23 protein-coding genes and 1 pseudogene are annotated in these 26,242 nt (G+C 69.7%); 5 read left to right on the plus strand and 19 right to left on the minus strand.

Going from position 1 to position 26,242, the window contains the following annotated elements; genetic code table 11:
* Positions 1–10: 10 nt before the first annotated feature.
* From ACE37J_RS11075 to ACE37J_RS11125, 11 genes are all read right to left on the minus strand, one after another.
* A complete protein-coding gene (locus ACE37J_RS11075; protein ID WP_409711299.1) occupies positions 11–205 on the minus strand; it encodes a hypothetical protein in 195 nt (64 codons plus the stop codon).
* Positions 202–1,905 carry a hydantoinase B/oxoprolinase family protein gene (locus ACE37J_RS11080; protein WP_409711301.1) on the minus strand — a complete coding sequence of 568 codons (1,704 nt, stop codon included), beginning with the start codon at positions 1,903–1,905 and terminating at the stop codon, positions 202–204. The genes ACE37J_RS11075 and ACE37J_RS11080 overlap by 4 nt, the downstream gene beginning before the upstream one ends.
* A 10-nt stretch (positions 1,906–1,915) precedes the next feature.
* Complete coding sequence (locus ACE37J_RS11085) at positions 1,916–3,940, minus strand: hydantoinase/oxoprolinase family protein (protein ID WP_409711303.1); 2,025 nt, start codon at positions 3,938–3,940, stop codon at positions 1,916–1,918.
* Positions 3,937–4,647 carry a GntR family transcriptional regulator gene (locus ACE37J_RS11090; protein ID WP_409711305.1) on the minus strand — a complete coding sequence of 237 codons (711 nt, stop codon included), beginning with the start codon at positions 4,645–4,647 and terminating at the stop codon, positions 3,937–3,939. Before ACE37J_RS11090 ends, ACE37J_RS11085 begins: the two co-directional genes overlap by 4 nt.
* A gap of 277 nt (positions 4,648–4,924) precedes the next feature.
* The gene (locus tag ACE37J_RS11095) at positions 4,925–5,518 is read right to left on the minus strand and encodes a hypothetical protein (RefSeq protein ID WP_409711307.1); all 594 of its coding nucleotides are present in this window, start codon (positions 5,516–5,518) and stop codon (positions 4,925–4,927) included.
* Between the two features lie 13 nt (positions 5,519–5,531).
* Positions 5,532–6,344, minus strand: coding sequence for an Ig-like domain-containing protein (locus tag ACE37J_RS11100; protein WP_409711395.1), 813 nt, complete (start codon positions 6,342–6,344; stop codon positions 5,532–5,534).
* Between the two features lie 60 nt (positions 6,345–6,404).
* Positions 6,405–6,830 (minus strand): hypothetical protein, encoded by a 426-nt coding sequence (locus ACE37J_RS11105; protein WP_409711309.1) that lies wholly within the window; start codon positions 6,828–6,830, stop codon positions 6,405–6,407.
* 297 nt (positions 6,831–7,127) lie between these two features.
* Positions 7,128–8,522 (minus strand): ABC transporter ATP-binding protein, encoded by a 1,395-nt coding sequence (locus ACE37J_RS11110; protein ID WP_409711311.1) that lies wholly within the window; start codon positions 8,520–8,522, stop codon positions 7,128–7,130.
* On the minus strand, positions 8,519–9,298 hold the full coding sequence (locus tag ACE37J_RS11115) for an ABC transporter permease (protein WP_409711313.1): 780 nt from the start codon (positions 9,296–9,298) through the stop codon (positions 8,519–8,521). The genes ACE37J_RS11110 and ACE37J_RS11115 overlap by 4 nt, the downstream gene beginning before the upstream one ends.
* Positions 9,295–10,221, minus strand: coding sequence for an ABC transporter permease (locus ACE37J_RS11120; protein WP_409711315.1), 927 nt, complete (start codon positions 10,219–10,221; stop codon positions 9,295–9,297). The genes ACE37J_RS11115 and ACE37J_RS11120 overlap by 4 nt, the downstream gene beginning before the upstream one ends.
* A gap of 9 nt (positions 10,222–10,230) precedes the next feature.
* Positions 10,231–11,739 (minus strand): ABC transporter substrate-binding protein, encoded by a 1,509-nt coding sequence (locus ACE37J_RS11125; RefSeq protein ID WP_409711317.1) that lies wholly within the window; start codon positions 11,737–11,739, stop codon positions 10,231–10,233.
* 387 nt (positions 11,740–12,126) lie between these two features.
* Here ACE37J_RS11125 and ACE37J_RS11130 point away from each other — a divergent pair, with 387 nt between their 5' ends.
* Entirely contained in the window at positions 12,127–12,978 is an 852-nt protein-coding gene (locus ACE37J_RS11130) for an alpha/beta hydrolase (protein ID WP_409711319.1), read from the plus strand.
* Between the two features lie 30 nt (positions 12,979–13,008).
* Positions 13,009–14,556, plus strand: a complete 1,548-nt coding sequence (locus ACE37J_RS11135) for an ABC transporter substrate-binding protein (RefSeq protein ID WP_409711321.1) — start codon at positions 13,009–13,011, stop codon at positions 14,554–14,556.
* A gap of 60 nt (positions 14,557–14,616) precedes the next feature.
* On the opposite strand, the gene ACE37J_RS11140 is transcribed toward ACE37J_RS11135, so the two are convergent.
* The gene (locus tag ACE37J_RS11140; RefSeq protein ID WP_409711323.1) at positions 14,617–15,585 is read right to left on the minus strand and encodes an alpha/beta hydrolase; all 969 of its coding nucleotides are present in this window, start codon (positions 15,583–15,585) and stop codon (positions 14,617–14,619) included.
* A gap of 99 nt (positions 15,586–15,684) precedes the next feature.
* On the opposite strand from ACE37J_RS11140, the gene ACE37J_RS11145 reads away from it, so the two are divergent.
* Positions 15,685–16,287, plus strand: a complete 603-nt coding sequence (locus ACE37J_RS11145; RefSeq protein ID WP_409711325.1) for an FMN-binding negative transcriptional regulator — start codon at positions 15,685–15,687, stop codon at positions 16,285–16,287.
* On the opposite strand, the gene ACE37J_RS11150 is transcribed toward ACE37J_RS11145, so the two are convergent.
* From ACE37J_RS11150 to ACE37J_RS11175, 6 genes are read right to left on the minus strand one after another with little or no spacing between them, the layout of a single operon-like run.
* Positions 16,268–17,011: an MOSC domain-containing protein gene (locus tag ACE37J_RS11150; RefSeq protein WP_409711326.1), complete on the minus strand. Its 744-nt coding sequence runs from the start codon at positions 17,009–17,011 to the stop codon at positions 16,268–16,270. The genes ACE37J_RS11145 and ACE37J_RS11150 overlap by 20 nt on opposite strands.
* 3 nt (positions 17,012–17,014) lie before the next feature.
* On the minus strand, positions 17,015–17,851 hold the full coding sequence (locus ACE37J_RS11155; protein ID WP_409711327.1) for an alpha/beta hydrolase: 837 nt from the start codon (positions 17,849–17,851) through the stop codon (positions 17,015–17,017).
* The gene (locus ACE37J_RS11160) at positions 17,848–19,464 is read right to left on the minus strand and encodes a dipeptide ABC transporter ATP-binding protein (protein ID WP_409711328.1); all 1,617 of its coding nucleotides are present in this window, start codon (positions 19,462–19,464) and stop codon (positions 17,848–17,850) included. The genes ACE37J_RS11155 and ACE37J_RS11160 overlap by 4 nt, the downstream gene beginning before the upstream one ends.
* Entirely contained in the window at positions 19,461–20,276 is an 816-nt protein-coding gene (locus ACE37J_RS11165; protein ID WP_409711329.1) for an ABC transporter permease, read from the minus strand. Before ACE37J_RS11165 ends, ACE37J_RS11160 begins: the two co-directional genes overlap by 4 nt.
* A complete protein-coding gene (locus ACE37J_RS11170; RefSeq protein WP_409711330.1) occupies positions 20,273–21,214 on the minus strand; it encodes an ABC transporter permease in 942 nt (313 codons plus the stop codon). The genes ACE37J_RS11165 and ACE37J_RS11170 overlap by 4 nt, the downstream gene beginning before the upstream one ends.
* 3 nt (positions 21,215–21,217) lie before the next feature.
* Entirely contained in the window at positions 21,218–22,357 is a 1,140-nt protein-coding gene (locus tag ACE37J_RS11175; protein WP_409711331.1) for a C45 family autoproteolytic acyltransferase/hydolase, read from the minus strand.
* A gap of 135 nt (positions 22,358–22,492) precedes the next feature.
* On the opposite strand from ACE37J_RS11175, the gene ACE37J_RS11180 reads away from it, so the two are divergent.
* The gene (locus ACE37J_RS11180; RefSeq protein WP_409711332.1) at positions 22,493–23,455 is read left to right on the plus strand and encodes an FCD domain-containing protein; all 963 of its coding nucleotides are present in this window, start codon (positions 22,493–22,495) and stop codon (positions 23,453–23,455) included.
* 371 nt (positions 23,456–23,826) lie between these two features.
* A pseudogene (locus ACE37J_RS11185) lies at positions 23,827–25,326 on the plus strand (TonB-dependent receptor plug domain-containing protein); the annotation flags it as partial.
* Here the strand turns inward: ACE37J_RS11185 and ACE37J_RS11190 are convergent.
* The gene (locus ACE37J_RS11190; RefSeq protein ID WP_409711333.1) at positions 25,302–26,228 is read right to left on the minus strand and encodes an iron chelate uptake ABC transporter family permease subunit; all 927 of its coding nucleotides are present in this window, start codon (positions 26,226–26,228) and stop codon (positions 25,302–25,304) included. The pseudogene ACE37J_RS11185 and the gene ACE37J_RS11190 sit on opposite strands and share 25 nt — an antisense overlap.
* Positions 26,229–26,242 lie beyond the last annotated feature (14 nt).

The raw sequence follows: 26,242 nt of genomic DNA on the forward strand, positions 1-26,242 counted from the left end.
GTTCAGGGTTTCAGGTCGGGCGGGAGGCGGCGCGTCGCGCCTCGCGCTCATGTTTCCAGTCAACGCACCATTGCGAACAGAACGTGGCGCCTTCGAGGGTGACCTTCCGCGCCTGATCCTCGGGGGAGTCGTCATAGACGAGCGTCCCGCAATTGGCGCATTTCACGTAGCTCTCGATGTAGAAGCGGTTCTGCGAGAACTTCATTCCGAGCCTCCCCCCGCGCCATAGAGCCGGCGGGACGCCGTCTCGGAGACGTATCCTTCGCGCACGTCGCGGGCGAGGGCCTCGGCGCTCCGCTCCCCGGGGTCGCCATAGCCGCCGCCGCCCGGCGTCACGAGGCGCACCCGGTCGCCCCGCCTGATCGCCACGTTCGAATAGCGGCTGGTGGAGGCCTTGCCGTAGACCTCCGGCATCGTCCGCCAATCGTCCCGCCCTGCGTTCTGCACGAGGGTCGCGCCGCAGCCGCCCTCTCCGCCGCCGGCGAGCCCCCAGGGCGCGAAGAGATGCCGGTCCGTCATCTGCGAGCAGACGATCACGTCGTTGAGGCAGAGCATCTGCTTGGTGTAGCCGAGCCCGCCCCGGTGCGCCCCCGCCCCGCCTGAATCGACGTTGAAGGCGAGGCTCTCGATCCGCCAGGGAAAGCGCGTCTCGTAGACTTCCACCGGCGTGATCCGGCAATTGCCGTTGATCGAATCCACGCCGTCATTGCCGTCCGCGAAGGAACGGCCGCCCCAGCCGACGCCTTCGAGATCATAGCAGGCGAAGAATTCCTGCGTCTCCGCGTCCACCCCGCCAAAGACGAAGTTGCAATGCGTCGCGCCTTCCGCCGCCATAACCCGGTCTGGCGCGACGGGCGCCATCGCGCCGAGAATCGCGCCGACGAGGCGGGGATGCGTCTCCGTGTTGCCGCCGACCGATGGGGCCGGGAAATCCACGTTCACGATGGTTCCGGGCGGCGCGACGACGCGGATCGGCCGGAAGCAGCCCGAATTCCGAGGGATCGTGGCGTCCGTCATGTGGAGGACGGCGTTGTAGGCCGCCGAGGTGGCGACGCCGAGTGTGGCGTTGATCGGCCCCGCCGCCTGCGGCGCGGAGCCGGTATAGTCCACGACGATCTCGCCGCCGCGGACATGCACCTCGACCTCGATCGGATAGTGCCGCTCCGCGTCGATGCCGTCGCTCTCGATGATGTCGGAGAAGGGGTAGATCCCGTCCGGCAGCGCCTCGATCTCCGCCTGCATCCGCCGCTCGGAATAGAGGAGGAGGTCGGAGACGTTCCGGCGAACCGTCTCCAGCCCGTATTTCTCGTAGACGCCGCGCATCCCCTTCTCGCCGAGATCGACGGCGGCGATCAGCGCCCGAAGGTCCCCGTAATTCACCCGCGGCGTGCGGACATTGGCGAGGAGGAGCTTCCAGACCTCGACATTGTCCTGACCGCGCTTCTTGATCTTGACGGGGGGTACGCGGAGCCCCTCCTGGAAGATCTCGGTCGCCTCGCCGCAGAAGCCGCCCGGCGCCATGCCGCCGACCTCGGCGATATGGCCGATGGCGACGGCGAACCCGACGAGCTCGCCAGAGACGAAGATCGGCTTGAAGAACGTGTGCTCCGGCGTGTGCAGGCCCCCGCGATAAGGGTCGTTGTGGAGGATGACGTCGCCCTCCTCCAGCTCGGAAGCGGGGATTTCCTTCAGGCACGACTTCACGAGCAGGGGCATGCCGCCGATCTGCGCCGGGCAATAGTCGGCCACCGCGATCATGTCGCCGTTCAGGTCCGCCAGCCCGCAGGTGAAGTCGAGCGCCTCGTTGAAGATCGTCGAATAGGACGTCTTCATCAGGGTGATGCCCATCTCCCGGCAGATCGAGACCATCGTGGATTCGAGAATGTTCATCGTCACGTAATCCATCGCGGGCTCCTCAGGATTTCACGTGGAGATGGCCGAAGCGGTCGACCGAAAGCGTATCGCCCGGCTTCAGCAGGGTGACCGAGGCGTCTTCCTCGATCACGGCGGGGCCGGTCAGGACATGGCCGGCGCCGAGGGCGGCGCGGTCATGGACCGGCGTGTCGATCCATCCCTGCTCGAACCGAACCCGCCGCGTTCCGCGCGGGGCGGCGGGGCCCCCGGCCTCAGGCAGGAGCGGGAGCGCGGGTTTCTTCGAGACTGCCACGGCCACGGCCTTCAGGTTCACCGTCTCGATGGTCTCGCCGGGAATGGAGAAGCCGAACCGCGCCTCGTGCTCGACATGGAACCGCGCCCAGAGGTCGGCGACCGAGGCTTCGTCGAACGAGTCCGACGGATAGGAAAGCTCCAGTTCGTGGTTCTGCCCGAGATAGCGGGCCTCGATCGAGCGATGGATCGCAATCCGGTCGCTGTATCCCTGCCCCTGAAGCTCCGCCGCCGCGCCTTGCGACAGCTCCGTCATCGCCTCCGTCGCGCGCGCCGCGTCGAAGAACTTGGAGATCTGCTGGACCGTGCGGTGCCGGTCCACCCGCCCGTCCGTCATGATGAAGCCGAAGGCGGAGAACTGGCCGGGATGATTGGGCACGAGCCCGGCCGGGATGCCCGCGATCTCCATCAGGTCGGAAAGATGTACGGGCCCGGCCCCGCCCGAAGCGAGTAGCGTGAAGTCACGCGGGTCGAGCCCGCGCTGGAGCAGTACGGCGCGGAGGGCGCCGAGCATGTTGTTGTTGGCGATCTGCACCATGGCGAGCGCCGCGGCGTCCGGCTCCATGCCGAGACGAGCGGCGACCGCGGCGACCGCATGCTCCGCCGCCTTCGCGTCGAGCGCCATCGCGCCGCCGAGGAAATTGCCTGGGTCGATCCGGCCGAGGACGACATTGGCGTCCGTCACCGTCGCCTCGGTTCCCCCGAGCCCGTAGCAGGCGGGGCCGGGCGTGGCGCCGGCCGATTGCGGCCCCATCCGCAGCATGCCGCCCTTGTCGATCCAGGCGATGGAGCCGCCGCCGGCGCCGATCGTGTGAATGTCGATCATCGGAATCTGGATCGGCACGCCCCACTCGATCTCGAAATCGGTGGTGACATGCTCCGCGCCGTCCACGACGGTGGAGCAATCGGTCGAGGTGCCGCCCATGTCGAAGGTCACGAGCCGGCGGATGCCGGTGATCTCGGACAGCGCCCGCGTCGCGACAACCGCCCCGGTCGGGCCTGAAAGCGTCATCTGCACGGGGGATTCGGCGGCGCCGTCCAGCGTCGACTCCCCGCCGTTGGACTTGATGACGCCGACCCGCGCGCCGACGCCGAGCGCGTCGAGCCGCGCCTTCATCCGGCGGAGATTCTTCGAGACGACGGGCTTGAGATAGGCGTCCGCCACGGTGGTGGAGGCGCGCTCGTATTCCTTCCACTTCGGCAGGACCTCGTATGAGGTCGAGACCGGGAGGCCCGGCAGTTCCTCCGCGAGGATGTCCCGGATACGGCTCTCATGCCGAGGATCGATGTAGGAGAACAGCGTGCAGACGGCTACGGCCTCGATCGTCCCGTCCGCGCGGATGCGCTCCGCCAGCGCGCGCACAGCGGCCTCGTCCAGCGCGGCCACCGTCTCGCCCTTCGCGGAAAGCCGCTCCGGAATCTCGTGGCAATCGGCGCGGGAGACGAGCGGGCGCGGCTTGATCCAGCCGATATCGTAATGGCTGCGCCGATTCGCGCGCTGGATGAACAGCACGTCGCGAAAGCCTGCGGTGGTGACATAGGCGATCTTCGCGCCCCTGCGGGTCAGCAGCGCATTGGTTGCGATGGTGGTGCCCAGCCTGATCTTCCCGATCTCGCCGAGATCGGCGATCCGGCCCAGCCCCTGGAGCACGCCTTCGATCGGCTCCTCCGGAGTCGTCAGGTTCTTCCACGTCTCGATGCGCCCGCTTTCGACCTCGTAGGCGACGAAATCCGTGAAAGTGCCGCCGATATCGACCCCAAGAATACGTGTCATGACCCGGCCTGCTCCACGCCCTTTCCGGCCGCTGGCGACGGCTCCGTCTCCTGTGCGAAGCGGGACCATGCGTCCTCGATATGCGTGCGGAGAGCGGCCTCGCAGCGCGCCTGATCCCCGAGGCTGAACGCATCCACGATCGGCCAGTGGTCGGAGGCGGCGGCATGGAGCGATTCGAACCGGTGGTCGGCAAGCGCGATCAGCATCTGCACTTCGCTCTGGATGTTGGCGAAGGCGGCCAGCGCGCGGCGGTTGCCTGAAAGCTCACAGATCCTGAGATGGAACGCGAGGTCGAACTCGGTAAGCCGGGCCTCGTCGCCGTCCTGCGCCGCCGCCTCCATCGCCTCCACGATCTTGGCGAAATTGTCGACCTCCCGCGCGTCGATCCGCGGCAGCGCCCGCCGGAGGGCGAACTCCTCGAGCGCAATGCGGAAAGCGAAGAGCTCGTCCACATCCTGTTTCGTCATCGCTCGAACGAACCGGCCGCGATGCGGGGCCCCGACAAGGAGGCCGCACTCCTCGAGCCGGTTCAGCGCCTCGCGGATCGGGTTTCGGCTGATGCCGAGACGCCGGGCGAGTTCAGCCTCGTTGATCCGATCTCCGGGTCGAAGCCGCCCGGTCACGAGCTCCCGCATGAGGTAGCCGCCGACCTGCTGCGAAAGCACGGTCGGAGCGAGGATTTGGCTATCGCTATCGGAGACTTTCATCGTGTTTATATCTCGGTCGCCTGTCGCTGGAACCATTAAGCCCTGCCTTGGCTAAGACGCCGCCCTGAGATTGTAGATTGTGGACAGAATTGAAGTATCTCGGGCCGCGACTGTCAACAGGTTTCGCATCGACCCGGATTCGACCACGCGAGACTGCGCGGCTGGCCTGCCCACATCGGGTGGTCCCGCTTCAGTCTTCGCGCATGACGGGCCTCGGCGCCACGGTCGCGGCGGCCGGCGAAGCGGTTCCGGATGGCTAAGCCGGCCGGTGCGCGACCTAGGGCGCCGGCTGCCTGCGGCCCGGCGATGAGCGCGGGCGCTTGGCCCTGTGGCGGCGGCGCTGCGCGCTCATCGCCTCCGCGCCCCCGCTCGCTCGCGCCGAGGCTGCTTTCCTGCGGGAGCTTGGCGGGATGACGCGCGAAGCGCGCCAGCATCCGTGAGCCGTCTCCATCCCGACGCCGAAGCCGTCGACGAACGGAATCCCGGCGAAACTCGCCCCCTCGATCTGGACCAGAAGGCGCGGGCCGAAGACTCCGACCGCGGAGAGCCCGTCGTCGAACAGAAACTCCAGCCGCCCCGCTTCGAACCCCGTAGCGGCGAGGCGGGTCTCGATTGCGGGATTGACGGGGTCCCCTCCCGAAAAGACCAGCAGGCTGATCGCGTCTCCGAAGAAGCCCGATATTTCGTAGTCCGAGAGGTCAAGGCCCGCCGGCTGTTCGAGGATGTCGCCGGTTATGAGCAGAAAACCGGAGTCAAGAAATCCGTCGGCGGAAATCAGAAGCCGGGGCGAGGCGAGCCCGTCGACGCCGAACGGGGCGGCGGATGCAGGCGCGGCGGCGAAAAGAAGGAAGGCGGCGAGAAGAGCGCGCATGGGATGTTTCCGATCAGGCGAAAATCAGGGTGTCGAAGTCGGCGACGCCGGTGAGGATCACGACGTCGCCGTCGTCCTCGAGCGTCAGGATGGTGTCGCGGCGGGTGCTGCGGACGGAAACGATGTCCACGCCGCCGAGGTCGAGCCGGTCTGCGGACAGGTCGAAGTCCCGGATGGTGACGGTCTCGCGCACGCCGTTCGCGGTCGTGGCGCCGAAAAAGAACGTGTCGGCGCCGCCCCCTCCCGAGACGATGGCCCGGCCCGGCCCGATCAGGACAAGCTCGTCGGCGCCCCCATCCGCCAGGCGGTTCTGATCCGCCGTGCCGATCAGGGCCGCGGAGCCGGCCTCTATGCGGATGTCGAGCGGCGCAAAGCCCGGCCTTGCGGGCGACGCGAGGCTGAGACCATCCGCATCGACGAAGGCCGCATCCTCGATCTCCCCAAGGTAGCGCGCGCCCGGGCGGAGGAAGCCGGGCGGATTCACCGTGACCGTCTCCCCCTCGACCGTCACGCGGCGCGCGTCGTCGGCCGCGATCTCGATCACGTCGGTCGGGTCCGAGCGGTGCACGAGGCGGATGAGGCCGTCAGCGGCGGTCACCGCCTCCGAGAAGACGAGAATGATGTCCGCCGTCGCCTCCGCCGGCCCCTCGCCCTCCGGCGCGGCGCTGAGCAGGAAGGGCGGCAGCGGTTCGCCGAGCGGCACGAGGGCGGGCTCCGTCGTCAGTCCCTCGGTGCGATAGCCGAGCCGGCCGTCGGCGTTGGCCCCGAAGCTGAACACCGATCCGTCCTCGGCGCGTGCGAGAACATGGTTCGGCCCCGTCGCGATCTCGACGACGAAGGGCGCGTCTAGCCCGCCTGTCGGCCCTTCGTCGTTCGGCCCCCAGAGCTAGACATCCCCGTCGGCGGTCAGCGTGGCGGCCCACCGCGCGCCGCCCTTTACGTCGATCACGTTGTCCGGGAGGCCAACCAGTTCGACCGGAGACGAGACGCTCTCCGACGCCGGCGAGAAGGTTCCGTCGCCAATATCCTCGCCCCGGAGGAGCTGTCCGGACTTGCCTTCGCTCCAGCCGAACACGCGGCCGTCCGACATCACCGCATGGGAGGTGAGCGTCGGGGCGGAGACGGCGACCACCTGCGCATCCCCCGGCAGGCCGACCACCTCGACCGGCGATGCGACGCGGATGAGCGGCGCGCCGTCCTCGTCGAGCCCCTCCGGCGATCCGAGCCGCCCCTGCCGGTTCTGACCCCAGGCGAAGACCTTTCCGCTCTCGGTCAGCGCGAGGGTATGCGCATTCCCGCTTGCAAGCGCCACGACCGTCTCGTCCGCGAGAGCGTCGACCCGCTCGGGAGCCGTGCGATCGCGCCCGAACGCTGGTCCGCAAGAAGCACGCCGGAAGCCGGCGCGTTGAGAATGCGAGTCATCTGGTCACCCTTTGCGACGTCTGCGCGCCTGCGTAGGCTTCCGCCCCGTGGGTGATGTGATTAGTTGAGTCTTTTTATAAGGAATATCTCGCAGTGGCAAGCGGCGATCTCGGCCGGGCCGCGCAGTTCCCGGCGCCGCGGCCGGTCAAGCAGGCGACATGGCGAGGGATATCCGCGCGGATGATCGCTAGGCCGGCGCGAGCGAGAGGCTCCGCCCGGCCGTCTTGCCGATCAGCGCCGGATCGTGGCTGACGAGGAGGACGGCGCATCCGCCCTCCGCGAGGTCTCGAATCTGGCGGATCACCTCCGCCTGGGTCACCGGGTCGAGCCGTGAGGTCGGCTCGTCGGCGAAGAGGACGCGGGGCGCGGCGAGGCTGACGCGGAGAAGCGCGAGGCGCTGGAGCTCCCCGCCGGAGACCTCCCCCGCCCGCCGCGCGAGCAGGGAGATGGGTAGGCGCATCCGCTCCATCCCCTCGCCGATCCGCGTCTCCGGCGCACCATGGCGGCGCGCCGTCTCCCGAAGGATCGCGCCGAGCGGCGCGGCGTTGGGGAAAGCGGCGACCGGATCCTGCCAGAGCTTCTGGAAGGCGGTCCGGGGATGGCCGCCAAGCCGCTCCACCCTCCCGGCCGCGGGAGCCGCGAGGCCGAGGAGCGTATCCCCAAGGGATGACTTGCCGCAGCCCGAAGGGCCCGTCAGCCCGACGATCTCCCCCGCCCCGATCTCGATCCCGAAGCCTTCGACCAACGCCCGCCCGCCACGCGCGACGGCGACGCCCTCCGCCCGGAGGAGAGGCGCGCCGGCGCCGCGCGGCTGCGGCGCCGGCCATGCCTCCGGGTCCGCGGCGACGAAGGCGCGGGCATAGGTCGAGCGCGGCGCGGAGAGGAGGGCCGCCGTCTCCCCAGCCTCCACGACCTCGCCTTCACGGATCAGGAGCGCATGCCCGCCGATCCGCCGCGCAAGCGCGAGGTCGTGGGTGATGACGATGAGCGCGCCACCCGCCTCCGGCCCTCGGAGAAGCAGATCGGCCACGTCGTCCCGCCGTGCGGCGTCGAGCCCCTTGGTCGGCTCGTCCGCGATCACGACGCCAGCCCCGCCGGCGGTTGCCGCGGCGAAGGCGACGCGCTGCGCCATGCCGCCGGACAGCTCGTACGGGAACCGGCGCTCCGCTCCGGCCAGACCGAGCGCCGCAAGGTCGCGCGCCGCGGCCGCGCGCGCCTCAGCCCGGCTCGCTCCGCGCACGAAGGCGTGCGCCTCCTCGACCTGCGCCCCCGCCCGCATCAGCGGGTCCAGCGCGAGCCAGGGCTCCTGCGGCAGGAGCGCGACGCGCCGGCCCCAGAGCGGGCGGAAGGCGGCGGGGCGCGCGGCGTCGAACTCGGCCCCGTCGATCCCCACCGTCCCGGAGGCGGCGAGCCCGGCGGGCAGCATCCCCATCAGCGCCTGCGCCAGGAGGCTCTTGCCCGAGCCCGTCTCTCCGAGGATCACCAGCCGCGCGCCCGCCCCGACGGCGAGGGAGAGCGGCCGGAGCAGCGCCTCGCCCGCCGCGCCGGAGACGGCGAGGCCTTCGGCGCTGAGCCGCGTCACGCCTGCCTCCCGCCGGCCAGCAGCACGAGCCCGAGGAGAAGCGCGAACGTCGCCGCCACCGGCGTCAGCAGCGCATGGGGCGCCTCCCGCCAATAGGGCAGAAGCTCCACCATCATCAGCCCGAGCTCCGGCGTCGGCGCCCGCATGCCGACGCTGACGAAGCCGAGCGCCGCGATCCCCATGATCGCCGTCGCCGCGCCGAAGGCGGCTGCGGTGAGGAACACCGGCGCGATCTCCGGCCAGAGATGGCGGCGGAGGATGTAGCCGGGCCCGAAGCCGAGGAGCCGCGATGCGGCGACTGCGGGCGAGGCGAGAACCGCCCGCCCTGTCGCCCGCGTGAGGCGGAAGAACTCGACCCAGAGGATGAGCGAGAGCCCGGTCCAGAAGCCGGCCGCGGTGGCCGGCGCGATGGAGAGCGCGATCAGCACCATCAGCAGCCCCGGCAGGGCGAGGAGGGAATCCGCAAAGAGCGTCAGCCCCCGGTCGATCCATCCGCCGCGCGCCGACGCGAGCCCTCCGAGCGCCAGCCCCGCCGCCCCCGCGGTCAGAACAGCCGCCGCGGCGATCAGCGGCGAGAGCCGGAGCGCATGGGCTAGCCGGTGCCAGAGCGAGCGGCCGAGATGATCGTAGCCGAAGGGCGCGGCCGCCTCCGGCCCCGAAAGCGCCTTCGTGAGCGTCTGCGCATAGGGATCGCCCGGAACGACGGCCGGCCCGAGGAGCGCGAAGAGCAGCACGAGCGCGAGAAGCGCAGCCCCTGCGATCCGCCCCTTCGTCACGAAGCGCCCCGCGGATCGACCCGACGAAGCGCGACGTCGATCAGAGCGTTCACGATCACGAAGGAGAGGCCAAGCGTCAGCGCCGCGCCCTGCACCATCGGCACATCGCGGGAAAAGACGGCGTGGACGAGCGCATGGCCGATCCCCGGCCAGCCGAAGATGCTCTCGATCACCACCACGCCCTCTACGAGCGTGACGAATTGCAGGCCGAGGCAGGTCAGCAGAGGGATCGAGAGGTTGCGGAGCCCGTGCCGCAGGAGCGTGCGGCTGCGGGAGAGGCCCTTCCCTTCCGAGAACCGCCACCAGGCGGAGGCCGCCGCCTCCGCCGCCGCGTTCCGCGCGATGCGGGCCGAGACGGCGGCGAGGCCGAGCGCGAGGGCGAGCGCCGGGAGAATGAAGTGCCGCGGCTCGCCATAGCCCGCCGCCGGCAGCCATCGGAGCTCCACCGCGAGGATGACGATGAGCGCGAGGCCTATCAGGAATTGCGGCGCAGCCTTCAGTGCGGTCGCCGCGACGAGAAGCGCCCGGTCGAACCATCCGCCGGGATTGAGCCCCGCGATGATCCCGAGCGGCGGGCCGATCAGGAAGGAGAGGAGAAGCGCCGCCGCCGCCAGCTCCGCCGAGGCGCCGAGCTGATGCGCGATCTCCTCCCAGACCGGCTGGCCCGAGACGAGCGAGACGCCGAGGTCGAGCCGCGCGAGGTCGCCCATCCAGCGCAGAAGCTGGCCGAGGAGCGGCCCGTCGAGCCCCAGTTCCGCCCGCACCGCCTCCGCCGCGGCGGCGTTCACGTTGTCATAGCCGTAGCGCCCCGCAGCGATGCGGAACGCCGCGTCGCCCGGCAGCGACTGCATCATCAGGAAGGTCGCGACGCCGACGATCAGCGCGACCATGATCGCCTGAAGCGCGCGGGAGAGGAGCGGCATCGCCCTCCGTCACTCCGCCCAGGCGATGGAAGGCAGGCCGAAGGTCCGCTCCCAGGGGTCGATCACGCCGCCCTTCACCGCCTTCGAGACGGCGAGGCTCTGCCGGTACCAGGCGATGGGGATGACGGGCAGCTCCGCCTGCAGGATCGCCGCCGCCTCCGCCCGCGCCGCCGGCGCAGCCTCGCCGCGGGCGATGGCGCCGGCGAGCGCGACGAACTCCGCGTTCTCCCATCCCATCGCCCCCCAGTCGCCGGTGGGCGCGTAATCCTGCATCACGGTCCCGATCGGGTCGGGCACGAGCGCGAAGTTGCGGGCGAGGAGGCCGAGATCGAGCGCGCCGGAAGCGTGGCGGGCGGGAATCTCGGAGGAATTGGTCGAGTCGATGGAGAGCGCGACGCCGACCTGACGGAACTGCTGCTCCAGCACGGCGGCGACGAGCGGAAGCTCGGGCCGGTCCGGATAGGTCGTCAGCGTCAGCGCGAAGCGCTGTCCGTCCCGCTCCAGCATTCCGTCCGCGCCCGCCGTCCAGCCCAGCCCGGCGAGGATCGCCTTCGCCTCCTCGGGGTCGTAGGCGAGCGGCGGGAGCGCGTCGTCGTGCCAGCCGTCCACGGCCGGCGGGAAGAGCTGCGTCGCGCCTTCGGGATAGCGAAGCACGGCCTGCGCGAGGCCGGCGCGGTCGATCGCCAGCGAGAGCGCGCGCCGCGCCTCGGGCGCATTCATCGCCGGATGCGCGGCGTTGACCTTGAGAAGGAGCGAGCGCGGGATCGGCGCGGTGAGAACCGTCACCTCGTCAGACCCGGAGAGGCGGGAGACGGAGGCCGGATCGAGATTGTAGACGAAATCCGCATCGCCCGATTCCGCCATCAGCGCCCGCGTCTCCGCCCGGCTGACCGAAAGGTAGCTCGCCTTCGGGATCGCCGGCGGCGCTCCCCAATACCCCGGGAAAGCTTCGGCGTTCAGCTTTAGCGGCGGCTCCATCGAAGTGACCCGGTAGGGCCCCGTGCCGATCACCGCGGTCGCCGTCCCGTCCGGCCCGTAGGAGGCGGGGGCGAGGATCTGCGCGCGGTACTCGGCGAGGAAGGCCGGGAGGGCGGAGAGCGGCGAGGCGAGGCGCACCGTGACCGCGTCGCCCTCCGCCTCTATCCCGGCCACCCCGGCGCGGTCGAGGAGCCCCGGCTTCGCAAGCGCGATCCGCAGCGCGTTCGCCGCCGCCTCCGCGTCAAGCGGCGTCCCGTCATGGAAGCGCACGCCCTCCCGGATCGCGAAGCGCCAGAGAAGCCCGTCTTCCGAGACTTCCCAGCCTGTCGCCAGGCCCGGGATCAGCGCGCCGTCCGGCCCGACCTCCACCAGCGTCTCCGCGATCGACATCCGCGTGAAGATCGAACCGCTCGTCGTCGGATCGGCCGAGACGATCTCGAAAGGCGCGGCGACGTCGAGGCTCCCGTCGCCGGCGGCGTGCAAAGGCGAGGCGAAACCGATGAGGAGGAGGGCGAGCTTGGGGGCGAGACTGCGGCGCATGTCATGTCCTGATAGGGGAGCATCGTGAGGCGCGTTCTGGGTATGATATGTTATCACATAAAGCAATCGACTGCGGCGCCATCGCGGGGACGGTGTCCTTCATCCGCCCCTCGGGTCTTGGCCGGGTCTCTGGAACCCTTCCGCCGGCGCTCGGCGGACGCCGTCGAAGCGCATGCCGCCGAATACGTCTCGCACCCCGGCCACGCCACCATTCGGCGGGCTCTAGGCCCATCGCCCGCGCATGCGCATCGACGAGCCGCACCGAATGCGCGCCGAGGCGCAGCGACGAGAAAGCGACGTTCCGCCAGCGAGGCGCAATGCGTCAATTTATGCTTTTCATTAAAGCAAAATGCTATAATCTGAGGATGAACAGGGAAACCGCGCCCCATGAGAAACCGTCCAGGCCACGGCGAGCGCCTTAGCTACTATGACTTCGGCGCGACCACCGTCTACGCCGCACAGGGCGATCAACGCCTCGCATGGTGCGCCTATATTCCTGAGAGTTATTCGGAATCCGGCGACGTTCGCTATCCGCTGGCCGTTGTCGTTCACGGCACCGAGCGTGGAATGCTCGCCTACCGCTCCGCCTTCTCGCGCTTTGCGGATCAGGAGCAGGTCATCGTCCTGTGCCCGCTCTTTCCGGCGAATCTCTGCTTTCCGGGAGACTTATCAACCTACAAAATGCTTCGTGCTCCGGGCATCTCCTACGATCTGGCGCTACTGTCGATGATCGACGAGGCCGCGGAGAAATGGCGTATCGCAGGGGAGCGCGTGCTGATGTACGGCTTCTCCGGCGGGGCCCATTTCACCCATCGCTTCCTGTATCTCCATCCCGAGCGCCTGCTTACGGCGGCGGTCGCGGCGCCGGGCGTCGTCACGCTGCTCGACGAGAGCCATGACTTCTGGGTTGGCGTTCGTGATTTCGAGGCGCGGTTCGACAAGAGTCTCGATTTCGCGCGGATCCGCGAAGTTCCGGTCCGGCTTCTGGTCGGCGAAGAGGACCGGGAGACCTGGGAAATCACGATCGGGCCGGGGGACCCCTGGTGGATGAAGGGCGCGGACCTCGCCGGCCCGGACCGCGTGTCGCGCATCCGCGCGCTTGGCGAGAGCCTCGCCGCCGCCGGCGTCGAGGTTGCGGTCGAGACGGCGCCGGGAACGGCCCATGACGACAGGCCGCTCATTCCCCTCGCCCAGCGCTTCTTCGCCGAACAGCTCGCGCGGCTTCGCGCCGGGGGGTGAGACGAAATGAAGACAAACAGGGAGACGACAATGAGACCAAACTATAGTTGGCCTGCGCTGCTCGCCGGCGCCCTGGCGCTTTCGGCGGGGGCCGCAGGGGCGGAGACCCTGACGGTCCGGATGAACGCGGATATCCGCGGGACTGACGGGATCAACCGCGACGCCAACACGGACACCGTGCTTCACCACATCTTCGAGACGCTGGTGGCGTTCCGCGACGATCTATCGATCGGCCCGCTCCTCGCCGAAAGCTGGACTGTCTCCGATGACGGGCGCGTCTACACGTTCACGCTCCGCGAGGGCGCGACTTTCCATAACGGGGAGCCGGTGACGTCTGCTGACGTGAAATGGAACTGGGACCGGCGGATGATGGCCGACAGCGGCTGGTTCTGCATCCCGTTCTTCGACGGCGCTCAGGGGCTGAAGGTCGAGGCGGTGGAGACGCCGGACCCGCGCACGGTGATCTTCCGGATCAATGAACCCAACGCGCTGTTTCTCCGCCAGCTCGCCAACATCCAGTGCAACGGGTGGATTGCGAGCCCGGCGAACGCGAATCCGGACGGGACCTGGAACGCCGAGGCGGCGATCGGCTCGGGGCCCTTCACGCTGGAAGCGTGGGAGAAGGGCCAGGCCGTGCGGCTCGCGCGGTTCGAGGGCTATCGCGCGCTCTCCGAGCCGGCGAGCGGCTACGCCGGAGACAGGACGGCGAAGGTCGATGGCGTGACCTTCCTCATCGTGCCTGATTCCGCCACGGCGGAGGCCGCGCTCGAAGCCGGGCAGATCGACATCCTGCCCGGAATCGCGCCCGACCGGATCGAGGAATTCAGGGGCAAGGGGCTGACCGTGACCTCCGTGCCCGGCCTTTCCTTCACACCGCTCCTGATCCAGACGCTGGACCCGCTCCTGTCGGACCCGCGAATGCGCCGCGCCATCGCGCACGCCATCGACTTCTCCGAGATCGCGGACGTGCGGAGCGCCGGGCAGGCGCAGTTCAACCCCTCCGCGGTCGCGCAGGCCAGCGCCTATTTCGACGAGGATTTCCTGGCCTGGCCGGAATACGACCCGGCGAAGGCGAGGGCGCTGGCGGCGGAGGCCGGCTACGCGGGCCAGCCGATCAAGCTCCAGACGAACACCCGCTATCAGGGGATGTACGAGAATTCCGTGCTGGCGCAGGCCATGCTCGCGGCGGCCGGGTTCAATGTCGAGCTTGAAGTGCTGGACTGGGCGGCGCAGCTCGACAACTACCTGGCCGGGACGTTCCAGATGCAGAGCTTCGGATACTCCGCCCGCCTCGATCCGGCGCAGATGTATGGCGTGCTGATCGGCGACAAGACCAAGACGCCGACCCGGCAATGGCAGAATGACGCCGCCTATCAGCTCTACATCGAGTCGACGAAGGAGACCGACTTCGCGAAGCGGCAGGCGCTGTTCAAGGAGATACACAAGCTGATGGCCGAGGATGTGCCGATTCTTGGCGTCTACTATGAACCGGTTGTGGACGCGGTGCGGCCCGGCATCGAGGGCTACGCCGTCTGGCCGGCGGACAAGACCCGCGCCTGGGGCGTTTCCAGGAACTGACCGCAGGCGCATGTTGGGGGGCGGGCCGGCTTCGGCTCGCCCCCAAATCATTCCGGCCTCTCAGTCGAAGAGGCCCCGGAGCGTCGAGGCCACCTCGATGAACGCGCGCCGCGCGCCAGCGGAGACGCCGGCATGTCCCATGAAATTGTGGACCATCCCCTCCATCCTCCGGACCTTCGCGTCGCCCCCCGCCTCCCGGATGCGCGCGCCGAGCGCCTCGCCCATGTCGCGGAGAGGATCGTGGCTCGGCACGATGATCCGGGTCGGCGGGAGGCTCCCGAGATCAGGCGCGAGGATCGGAGAGGCGCGCGGGTCCTCCGCGACGCCGGCGCCGGCAAGATAACGCCGCGCGAAGAGTTCCATCAGGCTGCGATCCAGAAAATAGCCGCGCCCGAAGCGATCCAGCGAGGGCCAGGACGCAGAGCCCGCGAAAGGGCGGAAATCCGCCGCCGGATAGAGAAGAAGGAGCGCGCGGAAGGGCGCGCCGGCGCGGGAAGCGGCGATGGCGAGCGCGGCGCCGGCGCTGTCGCCCGCAGCGACGATGCGCGCCGGGTCCGCGCCAAGACGGCCGGCATTTGCGACGAGCCAGCGCGCCGCCTCCCCGGCATCGTTCGCCGCAGCGGGGAACGGATGCTCCGGCGCCAACCGGTATTCGGGAAACAGGAGATCCGCCCCGGAAAGCGCGGCGATCATTCGCGACTGCGCATCATAGGCCTCGATATCGCCCAACATGTAGCCGCCGCCATGCAGATAGAGCGTGAGACGCCCTCCTCCGCCTTGCGGCGCCCGGTAGAGCCGCGCTCTCATCGCGCCGGCAGGGCCCGGAATCTCGACATCCTCGGCGCGGACTTCGCGATCGACGACGATTCCCCGCGAACGATAGCGGCTCCGATAGGCCGCCCTGGCTTCATCGAGCGGCAGATCGCCGACGCCGCCTCCGGGTTGCGAGAGCGCAAGCGCGAGCATGGCGCGGATCTCGGGATCGAGGCTTTCATCCTCGCGCGGGTCCTGCGGCGGGTCGATTTTCATCTGGCGGCCTTTCAAATATGCACTATAGTCAAACATAGTGCATTAATCCCGAAAGGACCAGCGATGCGGAACGACGCGCCGGCAGGCGAAGAGCCTTTTATGCATGTCCCGCCCGCCTATGCGCCCGCGCCGGCGCGGCTCAGGGCGTGGATCGTCGCACACCCTTTCGCGCAGGTCGTCACAAGCGGGCCCGCCGGCCCCTTGGCGACGGCGACGCCGCTGGTCTTCGAAACGGACGATCCCGGTGAGACGAGGCTGGTGGGCCATATCGCAAGACGCAATCCGCAGGCGGCCACGCTCGCCGGCCCCGCCCTCGCGATCTTCTCTGGCCCCGACGCCTACGTCTCTCCGCGGAGCTATCTCGGGAAGCCGGACCTGCCGACCTGGAACTACGTCGCCGTCCAGGCGCGCGGGCCGCTCACGCCGCTGGACGATGTAGCCGACGCGCGGGCGGTCCTCGCGCGCGCGATCCATGTCATGGAGCGGAGGCGGCGCGACCCGTGGTCCATGGCGGAGGCGGACCCTGCGCGAGTGGCTGCGCTGTCGCCGCATATCCGGGCTTTCAGGTTGCGGATCGAGAGAGTGGAAGGCGCAATGAAGCTGAGCCAGACGAAGCCGCCGGGCGAGCGAACGAACGTGATCGCCGCGCTCGCGGCGGACGGCGCGGCGGAGGTCGCGGCGCTCATGCGGGAAGAAGCGTGACCGGATCGCCGATACGGATCTCGCCGCCGCGCCTTACGCCGCAGAGGGCGCCGAACGCACCGCCGCCCTTCGCCGAAATGGCGTGGACGATCTTCGGCTCGAACGGCAATTCCGCATCCCGGAGGGACTGGCCGAGCCCGGTGAAGGCGCAGCGCATGCATGGCGCCTCGATCTCGATCTCCGCCGCGCCGATCACGACCCTGCGGCCGGCGAGGCCCTGTTCGAAGAAACCTTCGATTCCCTCCCTCGTTTCGACGACGAGGTTGGGCCGGAACCTCCGCACATCCTCGGCGGCGGCTCCGGGCGTCAGCGCTGCGAGCGCGCGGAGCGATGCGGTCGAGAGCAGATGAAGATCGTTTCGCACGTAGCGCGGCGCGATCCGGCCTTCCTCCGTCCGGTCCGGGCTGCAATGCGGAAGGAGCCTCGCGGGGGCGCCGATCAACCCTGAAACCGCCGCCGCAGCCTCCGCCGATCCGGCCGGAGCCCACTTGCCGGGAGCGGTCTCGACTTCCGGCCCGGCGAGGCCAAGCCGGGCGCGCATCGAGGGGAGCCCGAGCCAGCGCCGGATCTTCTCCGGCGCCGCCACGCCTTCCGCGTCCGCGACGCCCCAGATCCGATCCCCCTCGATCCCGCCCGGCCCGAGCCGCGCCGTCTCGAGCGGCTCGCCGCCCATCGAGCTGACCGGATGCCGCCAGAGCGCGGCTACGCGACCGATGATCTCCAAGCCCTATTCCTCCGCAAGGATGTCTTCGAAGAAGCGCAGGACGGAGGGGACAAGCGCGCTCCCGTCATGCGCGACGCCGGAAACCTCATCGTAGCGGATGCGGCAGCCGAGCGCATCAAGATCGGCGCGCAGCCCGGCGATTCGGACTATCCGGTCGGATCGGGCCTGCCATTCGGCTCCGGGCGCCCACCAGCCGTCTCCGGGGCGGAGCGCGATCTCCCACGTCTCGCGGTCCTCCGCGCCGATCACCAGCTGGACGGGAACGCGCGCGATAGCGGCGAGGTCCGGAGACCGCCCGAAAATCGCTTCGAACCCCTTGAGACCGATCGGCCAGGCCGCCCCTTCGTCAAGCCGGGTGACGACGCCCGGGGCGCCGACCGAGCAGGCGAGCAGCCGTTCGGGATGCGCGAAGAGGAACCGGTGCGCGAAGTGCCCGCCGCCGGAGAAGCCGTGCATGAGAACGCGCCGCTCCTGCACGCCGAACCGTTCCGAGACCTCGTCGATCATGTCGATCAGCGCGAGGTCGTAGGCGAGGGCCCGGCTCCGCAGCCGCTTGTAGCCGGAGAGCGCGCCGGGCTCCTCGATCCCGGCCGGAAACAGCGGGGCGAGCACAAGCGTAGCCGTCGCCTCCGCGAATGCGGCGACGGCGTCCCGGACCGTTTCGGCGCCGCGCCCCGTCCCGTGGACGAAGGCCGCGATCCGCTCCGGGGCGGCCGGGACATGGAGGCAAAAGGAGATGCGCGGGTCGAACCGGGAGGTGAAACAGGGAGTCGGCCCACGCTCGTAGAAGCCGGGAGCGCCGGCCCATGCCTCGACCGGGAAATCGCCGCCCCAGCTCACGACGCAGCCGTTTCCGCATGCCGCGCGAGCCGCATCGACGCGGCGAGGAGCGCGCGGGTATAGGCATCGCGGGGGGCGTCGTAGACGGCGTCGCGCGACCCTTCCTCGACGATCCTTCCGTCGTTCATCACCGCGACCCGATCAGCGACCTCCTCCACCGCGCCGAGGTCGTGGCTGATGAACAGGCAGGCGAAGCCGCGTCGTTCCTGCAGGCTGCGGATCAGGGCGAGAATCTGCTTCTGCACGGTCATGTCGAGAGCGGAGACGGGCTCGTCCGCCACGATGAAGGCGGGGCGGCGGACCATGGCGCGGGCGATGGCGACCCGCTGGCGCTGACCGCCCGAAAGCTGATGCGGCAGGCGCGGCGAGAAATCTGCGCCGAGGCCGACCTCCTCCAGCGTTTCCGCGGCCCGCCTCCGGCGCTCCGCGGGAGATAGTCCCCGGTCGAGCCTGAGAGGTTCCTCGACGATAGAACCGACGCTCTGTCGGGGATCGAGTGAAGAGAACGGATCCTGGAACACCATCTGCACGTCGCCGCGAAGCGTCCTGCCGGACGCGGCGCGCCAGTCGACGTTCCGGCCGAAGAGGCGGATTTCACCGCCGGAGAGCGGCGTGAGCCCCACGACGGCGCGGCCGAGCGTCGTCTTCCCCGACCCCGAGCCGCCGACCAGGGCGACGATCTCCCCGCGCCGGACAGAGAGGTCGACGCCGCGCACCGCCTGCTTCGCCGGGGCCGCGCCGAAGAGCCGGCGCCTCCCGGGATAGGTCACCTCGACCCCGCGAAGCTCCGCCACCGCCTCCCCGAACGCTCCCGCGCGCCGAGCGGGGCGGCGCTGCGGCAGCGCGTCGACGAGGCTCTTCGTGTATGCGTCCCGCGGCGCGGTGAGGACGCTCCGCGCCGGTCCGGCCTCCACGATGCGGCCGAGGCGCATGACGGCGACATCGTGGACATAATGCGCGACCATGCCGAGGTCGTGGCTGATGAGAAGGAGCGCGGTCCCTTCCTCCTCGGTCAGCGCGCTCATCGCGTCCAGCACTTCCCGCTGGACGAGCGTGTCGAGCGCTGTGGTCGGCTCGTCCGCGATCAGGAGCTTCGGCTTCAGCAGCATGACGGAGGCGAGCATGATCCGCTGGCGCATGCCGCCGGAAAACTCGTGCGGATATGAGCGGAGGCAGGCGGCGGGGTTGGCGATCCGGATGCGCTCGAGCATGGCGAGGCAACGGTCCCTGATCTCCGCGGCGGAGAGGCGGCGATGCAGCCGCAGCCCTTCGGCCATCTGCTCGCCGACGGTGATCGCCGGATTGAGGGAGACCATCGGCTCCTGGAACACCATGCCGATCTCCCCGCCGCGAACGCCGCGCAAACCCGCCTCCGGCAGGGCGGCGAGATCCCGTCCGCAGAAATCGATCCTCGAGCCCGCGGCGATGCCGAGCGGGGGCGGGAGGAGCCCGAGCACGGCCCGCGCCGCCATCGTCTTCCCCGATCCGGATTCCCCGACCAGCGCCAGCTTCCCCCCTGGCGGGACGGAGAAGGAGACGGCGTCCACCACCGCGGGGCCGGACGGGCCGACCGTCACGGTCAGCCGTTCCGCCGCAAGGCACGGAGCCGTCACGTCCGCATCCGCGGGTCGAGCCGGTCCCGCAGCGCATCCCCGAGCAGGTTCACGCCAAGGAGCGTCAGGCAGATGCACAGCCCCGGGAGGAGGATCAGATGCGGCGCCTGGGCGAGCCAGGGCCGCCCCGTCGCCAGCATGTTGCCCCAGCTCGGCGCCGGCGGCGGCACGCCGAGGCCGAGGAAGGAAAGCGCGCTTTCCGCCAGCACGACCCAGCCCAGCATCATCGTCGCGATCACGAGAACCGGCGCGACGCAGTTCGGCGCGACATGCCTCGCCATCGTCACCCATTCCGGATTTCCGATGACGCGCGAAGCCTCCACGAACTCCCGCTCGCGGAGGGAGAGGACGGCCCCCCGCACCACCCGCGTCACGACCGGCGCATAGGCGATTCCGAGCGCGACGACGATCCCCGCCCGGCTCGCCCCGAATACGGCCATGAAGCCGAGCGCGAGAAGCAGCCCGGGAAACGCCAGCAGCGCATCGTTCGCCACCATCAGCGCACGGTCCACCCAGCCCCGGAAGAACCCGGCGGCGAGCCCGATGACCCCGCCGAGCGAGACCGCGAAGGCCGTCGTCGAAAGCGCGATGGCCAGGCTCGTCCGCGCGCCATAGACGAGCCGCGCGAGAACGTCCCGCCCGAACTCGTCCGTGCCGAGGGGCGCGGCGCCGAGCGGAGCGCCAAGCCTCGCCCGCAGATTGACGGCGAGCGGATCGACCGCGAGAAGAAACGGCCCGAGGATCGCCGCGAGGACGAAAAGCCCCACAACCGAACCGCCGAAAACCGCGTTGAAGCGAAGGCCCCCCGTCATGCCGCCACACGCGGGTCGAAGAGCGGATAGAGAAGATCGACGACGAGGTTCACCGCCACGTAGATTCCCGCGATGAAGAGCAGGCATCCCTGGACCACCGGATAATCCCGCGCATAGATCGCATCGACCAGATGCCGCCCGAGACCGGGGATCGAAAAGACCGTCTCCGTCACCGCCATGTTGGCCAGCAGGCTGCCGAGAACGAGCCCGATCAGCGTCCATGTCGGCGCGAAGGCGTTGGGAAAGGCGTGCCGCCACATCACTGTCCGTTCGGAGAGGCCCTTCGCCCGCGCATGGGTGATGTATTCGAGACGAGAGACCTCGATCGCGCTCGCCCGCGTCATCCGCGCCAGCGGGCCGAATTCGGCGAGGACGAGCGTCAGCACCGGCAGGGCGAGATAGAGCGCCCCGGCGCCGAGGTCCCGCCAGACCGGGACGAAGCCGACGATGGGAACCCAGCCGAGCGTCAGTCCGAACACGAGGAGGAGGATCAGCCCGAGCCAGAAACTCGGAATCGAAAGCGAGAGCGTCGCGGCTGCGATCACGGCGAAGTCGGCGGGCCTGTCCTGCCGCCAGGCGGCGATCATCCCCGCCGGGGCGGCGATCAGCGCGGCGAGCGCCACGGCGACCGCCGCGACCGTGAGGGTGATGGCGAAGCGGTCGAGGATGACGGGCAGCACCGGGTCGCCCGTCGCGATCGACCGGCCAAGGTCGCCGGACAGCACGTCGCCGCCCCAGATCAGGAACTGGACCGCCAGCGGCTCGTCCAGACCCATCGCCGCGCGCGCCGCGGCCACTTGCCCGGGCTCCGCAAGGTCGCCAAGCATGAGCTTGGCCGGGTCGCCCGGGATCGCGCGCATCAGCGCGAAGACGATGATCGAGACGAGGAGCATCGTCGGTATGGCGGAGAGCGCGCGCGCGATGAGAAAGCGGCCCATCGCCTATTCCGCGGCCGCGGCGGGGGCCGACTGCATTTCCAGCCGGTACTGCGTGAAGGCGCGGTTCAGCGCGGGAAGGGGCGCGATTTCCATCAGGCCGAGCGACGGGCGCATGACGATCATCGCAACCGTGGCGGAAAGGTTGCCGCTCTCCTTTCGGAGCGGCGGACGGCAGACCGAATAGGGCGCGCCGAAATCGTCGAAGAGCGCCGCCTTGAAGGCTTCGGCGTCGATCCGCCCGCGCCGCCCGGCGAGCGCCCTGCGCACCCGTTCGTCGCGATAGACGCTGTCCGGAACGCTCGCAAGGCCGGTCTCCCGCAGTTTCGAGAGCGCCGCCGGGCTCCGCCAGTGATTGGCGTGGACGAGCAGCCCATCCTCGGGGTGAAGGATGAAGGCCTCGTCCGGGGCGCATTCAAGGTCGACGGCCTCGCCCGCCTGGTGCGAGAGCATCATGTTGTTCGAGCCCGATTTCTGCGTGGTCGCCACCACCCTGATCGCCAGCGCGTAATGCGCGGCCTCGAGCGCCCGGCGGCGGATGAATGGCAACGGCACCCCGGTCGCCCGGTAGTCCCTGTCGCATTCGAGATAGTTGGCGGTGATCGCGATTCCCGCGGCGTTGAACCCGCTCCGCGCGAGGCCGCCCGCCTCGGTGAATGTCAGGATGTCCGGTCCGTCCGTGCGGCGGATGCGGAGGACGACCGAGGTCTCCACGCAGTCGGCCTTCCAGTCCCAGTTCTGACCGTGGATCAGCGCGCCGTCGGCCGTCGTCTCCGGCAAGGCGACGGCGCCCGTGCAGCCGTCGGGGTCGTCGTCCCGCCCGCCGGAGCGCCGCTGCGCGATCTGGAGCACTTCTGTCCGGGCGTTGACCAGAGTGACATCCGCAAGCGTGATCCCGGCGCCCTCGGCGACGCCGCGCATCTCCTCCACGAGGTCGGGCGCGAAGGCGTCCAGCGCCGGCAGAAAGCCGAGCGCGGTCTCCGCGACTTCGGCCCGCGTCAGGCCGATCCGCGAGAGCTGGGCGACATAGTGTTCCGCCGAAAGGCGAACGCGCTCCCGCGCGCCTTCCCCGTGAGCGCGGCCGCGCGCCCGGGGATCGCCGGCGATCTCGACGAGAGGGAACGGGGCGGGCGGGGTTGCGTTCATGGCGATGCCTCCTGCTTTTGGATACAGGGTAGTTGCATTTTATAGCGATGAAAAGCATAAATGACAGGTGAGGGACAGCGCTTGCCGATCCGACCAGCCTGAGAAATTGTCGCAATCAGCGAGGAGAGCCCGACGATGCCGGAAACGCCGAAGGAGCAGGAGGCCAGTCCGCTCCAGTTGGAACTGGCGCGCAAGGTCCTTGCGCGCATGCGCGACGCGGCGCTTCCCGTCGGCGCGCGGGTCTCGGCGCCCGAGCTCGCCGCAGCCTTCGGCGTCTCGCGGTCGCCGATCGGGCGCGCGCTCGACATCCTCGCGGAGGCCGGGCTCCTGGCTCCGGGGCCAAAGCGGGGTCTCTGCGTCGCGCGGGACCTCGCGGGCGTGAAGCTGGACGAGATGCTCCCGGCGTCTCCGCTGGACCGGCTGCACCGGGAGATCATGCGAGACCGGGCGCTGGGGCGCCTGCCCCGCGAGGTCTCGGAGGCCGAGCTCATCCCGCGCTATGGCGCCTCGCGCGGGGCGGTGAGGAAGATCCTGATGCGCTTCGCGGCGGAGGGGCTGGCCCACCGCCTTCCGGGCCATGGCTGGCGCTTCGCCGACAGCCTCGACGACGATGAGGCCTATCGGGAGAGCTACGAGTTTCGCCTCATCGTCGAATGCGCGGCGCTCACGGCGCCCGCGTTCCGCGTGGACGCGCATCGCGCGGCGTCAATCCGCCGGGCTCACAGCCTTGTTCTGGACCAGCCGGACGCCGTCTCCGGCGGCGAGGAATGGTTCCGCATCAACGCTGAGTTCCATGAGAGTCTCGCGGGCTTCTCCGGCAACCGGTTTCTCGCCGACGCCGTGCGCCAGCAGAACGCGCTTCGCCGGATGCAGGAGGCTGCGGCTTTCGAGGAGCTTCCGGCGGACCGGATCCTGCAGTCCTGCCGGGAGCATCTCGACATTCTTGACGCAGCGGAGGCGAGGGACGGCGAATGGGCGGCGGCGTTGCTGCGCCGCCACATCCGGGAGGCCGCCGATTACCGGTGGCCCAGGGCGGACGAGCCGGTTCGCGACCCGGAGCCCGTCGCCGCCTCGCCGGAAACCGGCGCTGATGGCTAGGGCGAGTTCCCGCCGGGCGAAAGCCCTGCGCCCGGAACGTCTTCGCCGCGGCGCGGAGCGCGCGAGCCTCCTGCGATCGCCGGCCGGGCGCGGCCGCTCCTTGGCGGCGATAGTTCAAGCCTGCCTCCGATGAGCGGCCGCGCGCTTCAAATTTGAACTTCACCTTCCGGCGATGCGCCGGTATCCGGAGCTCAGAGCGACGCGACGCGACCGCTCGTCACACGCCACCCGGTCTTCTCAGCAGGCCCCGGCAGCAAGCCAAGCGCAATTGAGAAATCGACCGAGGGAAAACGATGCCTTCAAACCCTGTGGCTGCGCGTCTCGTGACGCTGCCGCCGATCATCGCCGCGCTCGCCGCGACGGCTCCCGCAATGGCGCAGGACGTGCGCTCCGGCGGAGCGATTCCGCTGCCGCCGGTCGTCGTCACGGGCGCTGTCAGCGCCGACGAGGATGTCGGCGCGGCGGATCGCTCCGCCTCGATCTATGTCGAGCGGCCCGCCATCGAGCGGCGCGATCCGGGCGACGCCAAGGAACTCTTCGCCGGCGAGTCCAACGTCTCCGTCGGCGGCGCGCATCGGACGGCCGAAAAGATCTACGTCAACGGGATCGAGGAGAACCAGCTGGCGGTGACTGTGGACGGAGCCCGTCAGAACCGGAAGATCTTCCACCATTCCGCGACGAACTTCTTCGATCCGCTGCTCCTGAAGTCCGTGCGGGTCGATCCGGGCGTCGCGCCGGCGGATGCGGGGCCGGGGGCGCTCGGCGGCTCTATCGTGTTCGAGACGGTGGACGTGGGCGACCTCCTCGAGCCGGGAGACAGTTTCGGGGGCTTCGCGACCGGCTCCTTCGGCTTCAATGGCGACGTCGCCGCCGGGGGGCTCGCCGTCTTTGGGCGGGCGCAGGGATTCGAGGGGCTCGCCTTCATGCGCGGCGGCGTCGGGGACGACTTCGAGGACGGGTCGGGCCGGCGCGTCTTCGGCACGGAGACGGATTTCCGCACATTCCTCCTCAAGGGCGCCTATGAGAGCCCGGACGGGCATCGGATCGAACTGTCGGGCGAACGGATCGACGACGAGGCCGACCGTCCCTTCCGCGCGAATATCGGCCAGGTTATCGGGCGGCCCGATCCGGTGGTTCGCGAATACGACGTGAAGCGGGAGAATCTTGTTCTCAACTACGAGCTCACGAAGCCGCAAGGGCTCTTCGACCCCCGCGTTACGCTTGCCTATAGCGGGGTCACGTTGAAGGTGCCGGAGCCGTTCGGCAGTCTCGGTGAGGCGTTCGGCTGGAACGGCAAGGTTGAGAACCGGTTCGCCCTCGGTGGAGGGGACTCGCTCACCGCCGGGTTCGACGTCTTCCATGACGTCGCGCGCTATGAAGACCCGGCGACGCCGCGGCTCCGCGAAAAGGCGACCAATGTAGGCGCCTACGCGCAGCTCCGGGTGAGCCCGGTCGAGACCGTCGACCTCTCCGGCGGCGTCAGGGCGGACCATATCTGGTTCACCGGGGTGAACGGCGCCGATTTCGAGGAGACCGGGCTCAGCGGCAATCTCTCGGCCTCCTGGGAGATCGGCGGCTTCCTGACGGTTCACGCCGGATATTCCAATGTCTATGGCGGGGTCGCGCTCGACGAGCCTTTCATCTTCAACCCGGCCTGGACCTATGGCGGGCTGGATTCGGTCCGCTCGGAGAACGTGATCGCCGGCCTCGAAGTGAAGCATGCAGGCTTTTTCGCCGGAGCCAGCATCTTCCGAAGCGACTTCGAGAACGCGCGCGACGCGTCCTTCGGCGGCGGCCCCTTCATTCCGTTCGACTTTCGCGCCGAAGGCTTTTCGCTGGCCGCCGGCTACAACTGGGGCGCCGGCTTCATCCGGGCGAGCTTCACCGACAGCGAGGTGTCCTCGGGCGGGTGGATCACCAGTCGCCCCAGAAGGTCGGAGCCGAGGACGAGGACCGCGCCAAGCCAGGCGGTCCACGGCAGGGTCCGCCTGATATTGTCTCCCATCAGCCGGCTGGCGATGTTCGGCGCGACGAGGCCGACGAAGGGAATCGCGCCGACGGTCGAGACGGTCAGCGCGGCGATCGCGGCGACGATGAGAAGGCCGACGGCGACGATCCGCCCGTGGGCGAGCCCGAGCCCGACCGCCGCGTCGCGGCCAAGCCCGGCCACCGTCAGCCGGTCTGCATGGAGATAGGCCAACGCCGCCAGCGCGCCGGCCGCCCAGACAAGCTCGTAGCGGCCCCGGATCACGCCGGAGAACTCGCCGTTCAACCATATGTCGAGATACTGGAGCAGATCGGCCTGATAGGCCAGAAAGGCGACCGCCGCGCCGATCACGGAGCCGTGGATCAGGGCGACGATGGGGATGAGAAGCGTCTCGGTCGGCGGCAAGCGGCGGATGAGCAGAAGGAACCCCGCCGAGGCGAGCAGCGCCGTGAGCGTCGCGATGGCCATCGAGGACAGTATCCCCGCGCCGGGCCAGAGAAGGGCGGTCAGCAAGATCCCGAGCGCCGCGCCGGAGCCGGCGCCCGCCGTCGTCGGCTCCACGAAGCGGCTGCGCGCCAGCATCTGCATCACCAGTCCGGAGACGCCGAGCGAGGCCCCGACAAGCGCCGCGGCGAGGGTCCTCGGCGCGCGGCTGACCGCAAGCAGGCGGAGCGCTTCGGCGTCATGCGCCAGGGCGGCGGGCCGAAGCTCGGCCGCGCCGACGAAAAGGCTTGCGACCGAGAGCGCCGCAAGCAGCGCCGCCGCCCCCGCCGGTCGTCCAGGCATCCTGTACGCCACCC

Source organism: Pikeienuella sp. (assembly GCF_046290545.1).
Taxonomy (GTDB): Bacteria; Pseudomonadota; Alphaproteobacteria; order Rhodobacterales; family Rhodobacteraceae; genus Pikeienuella.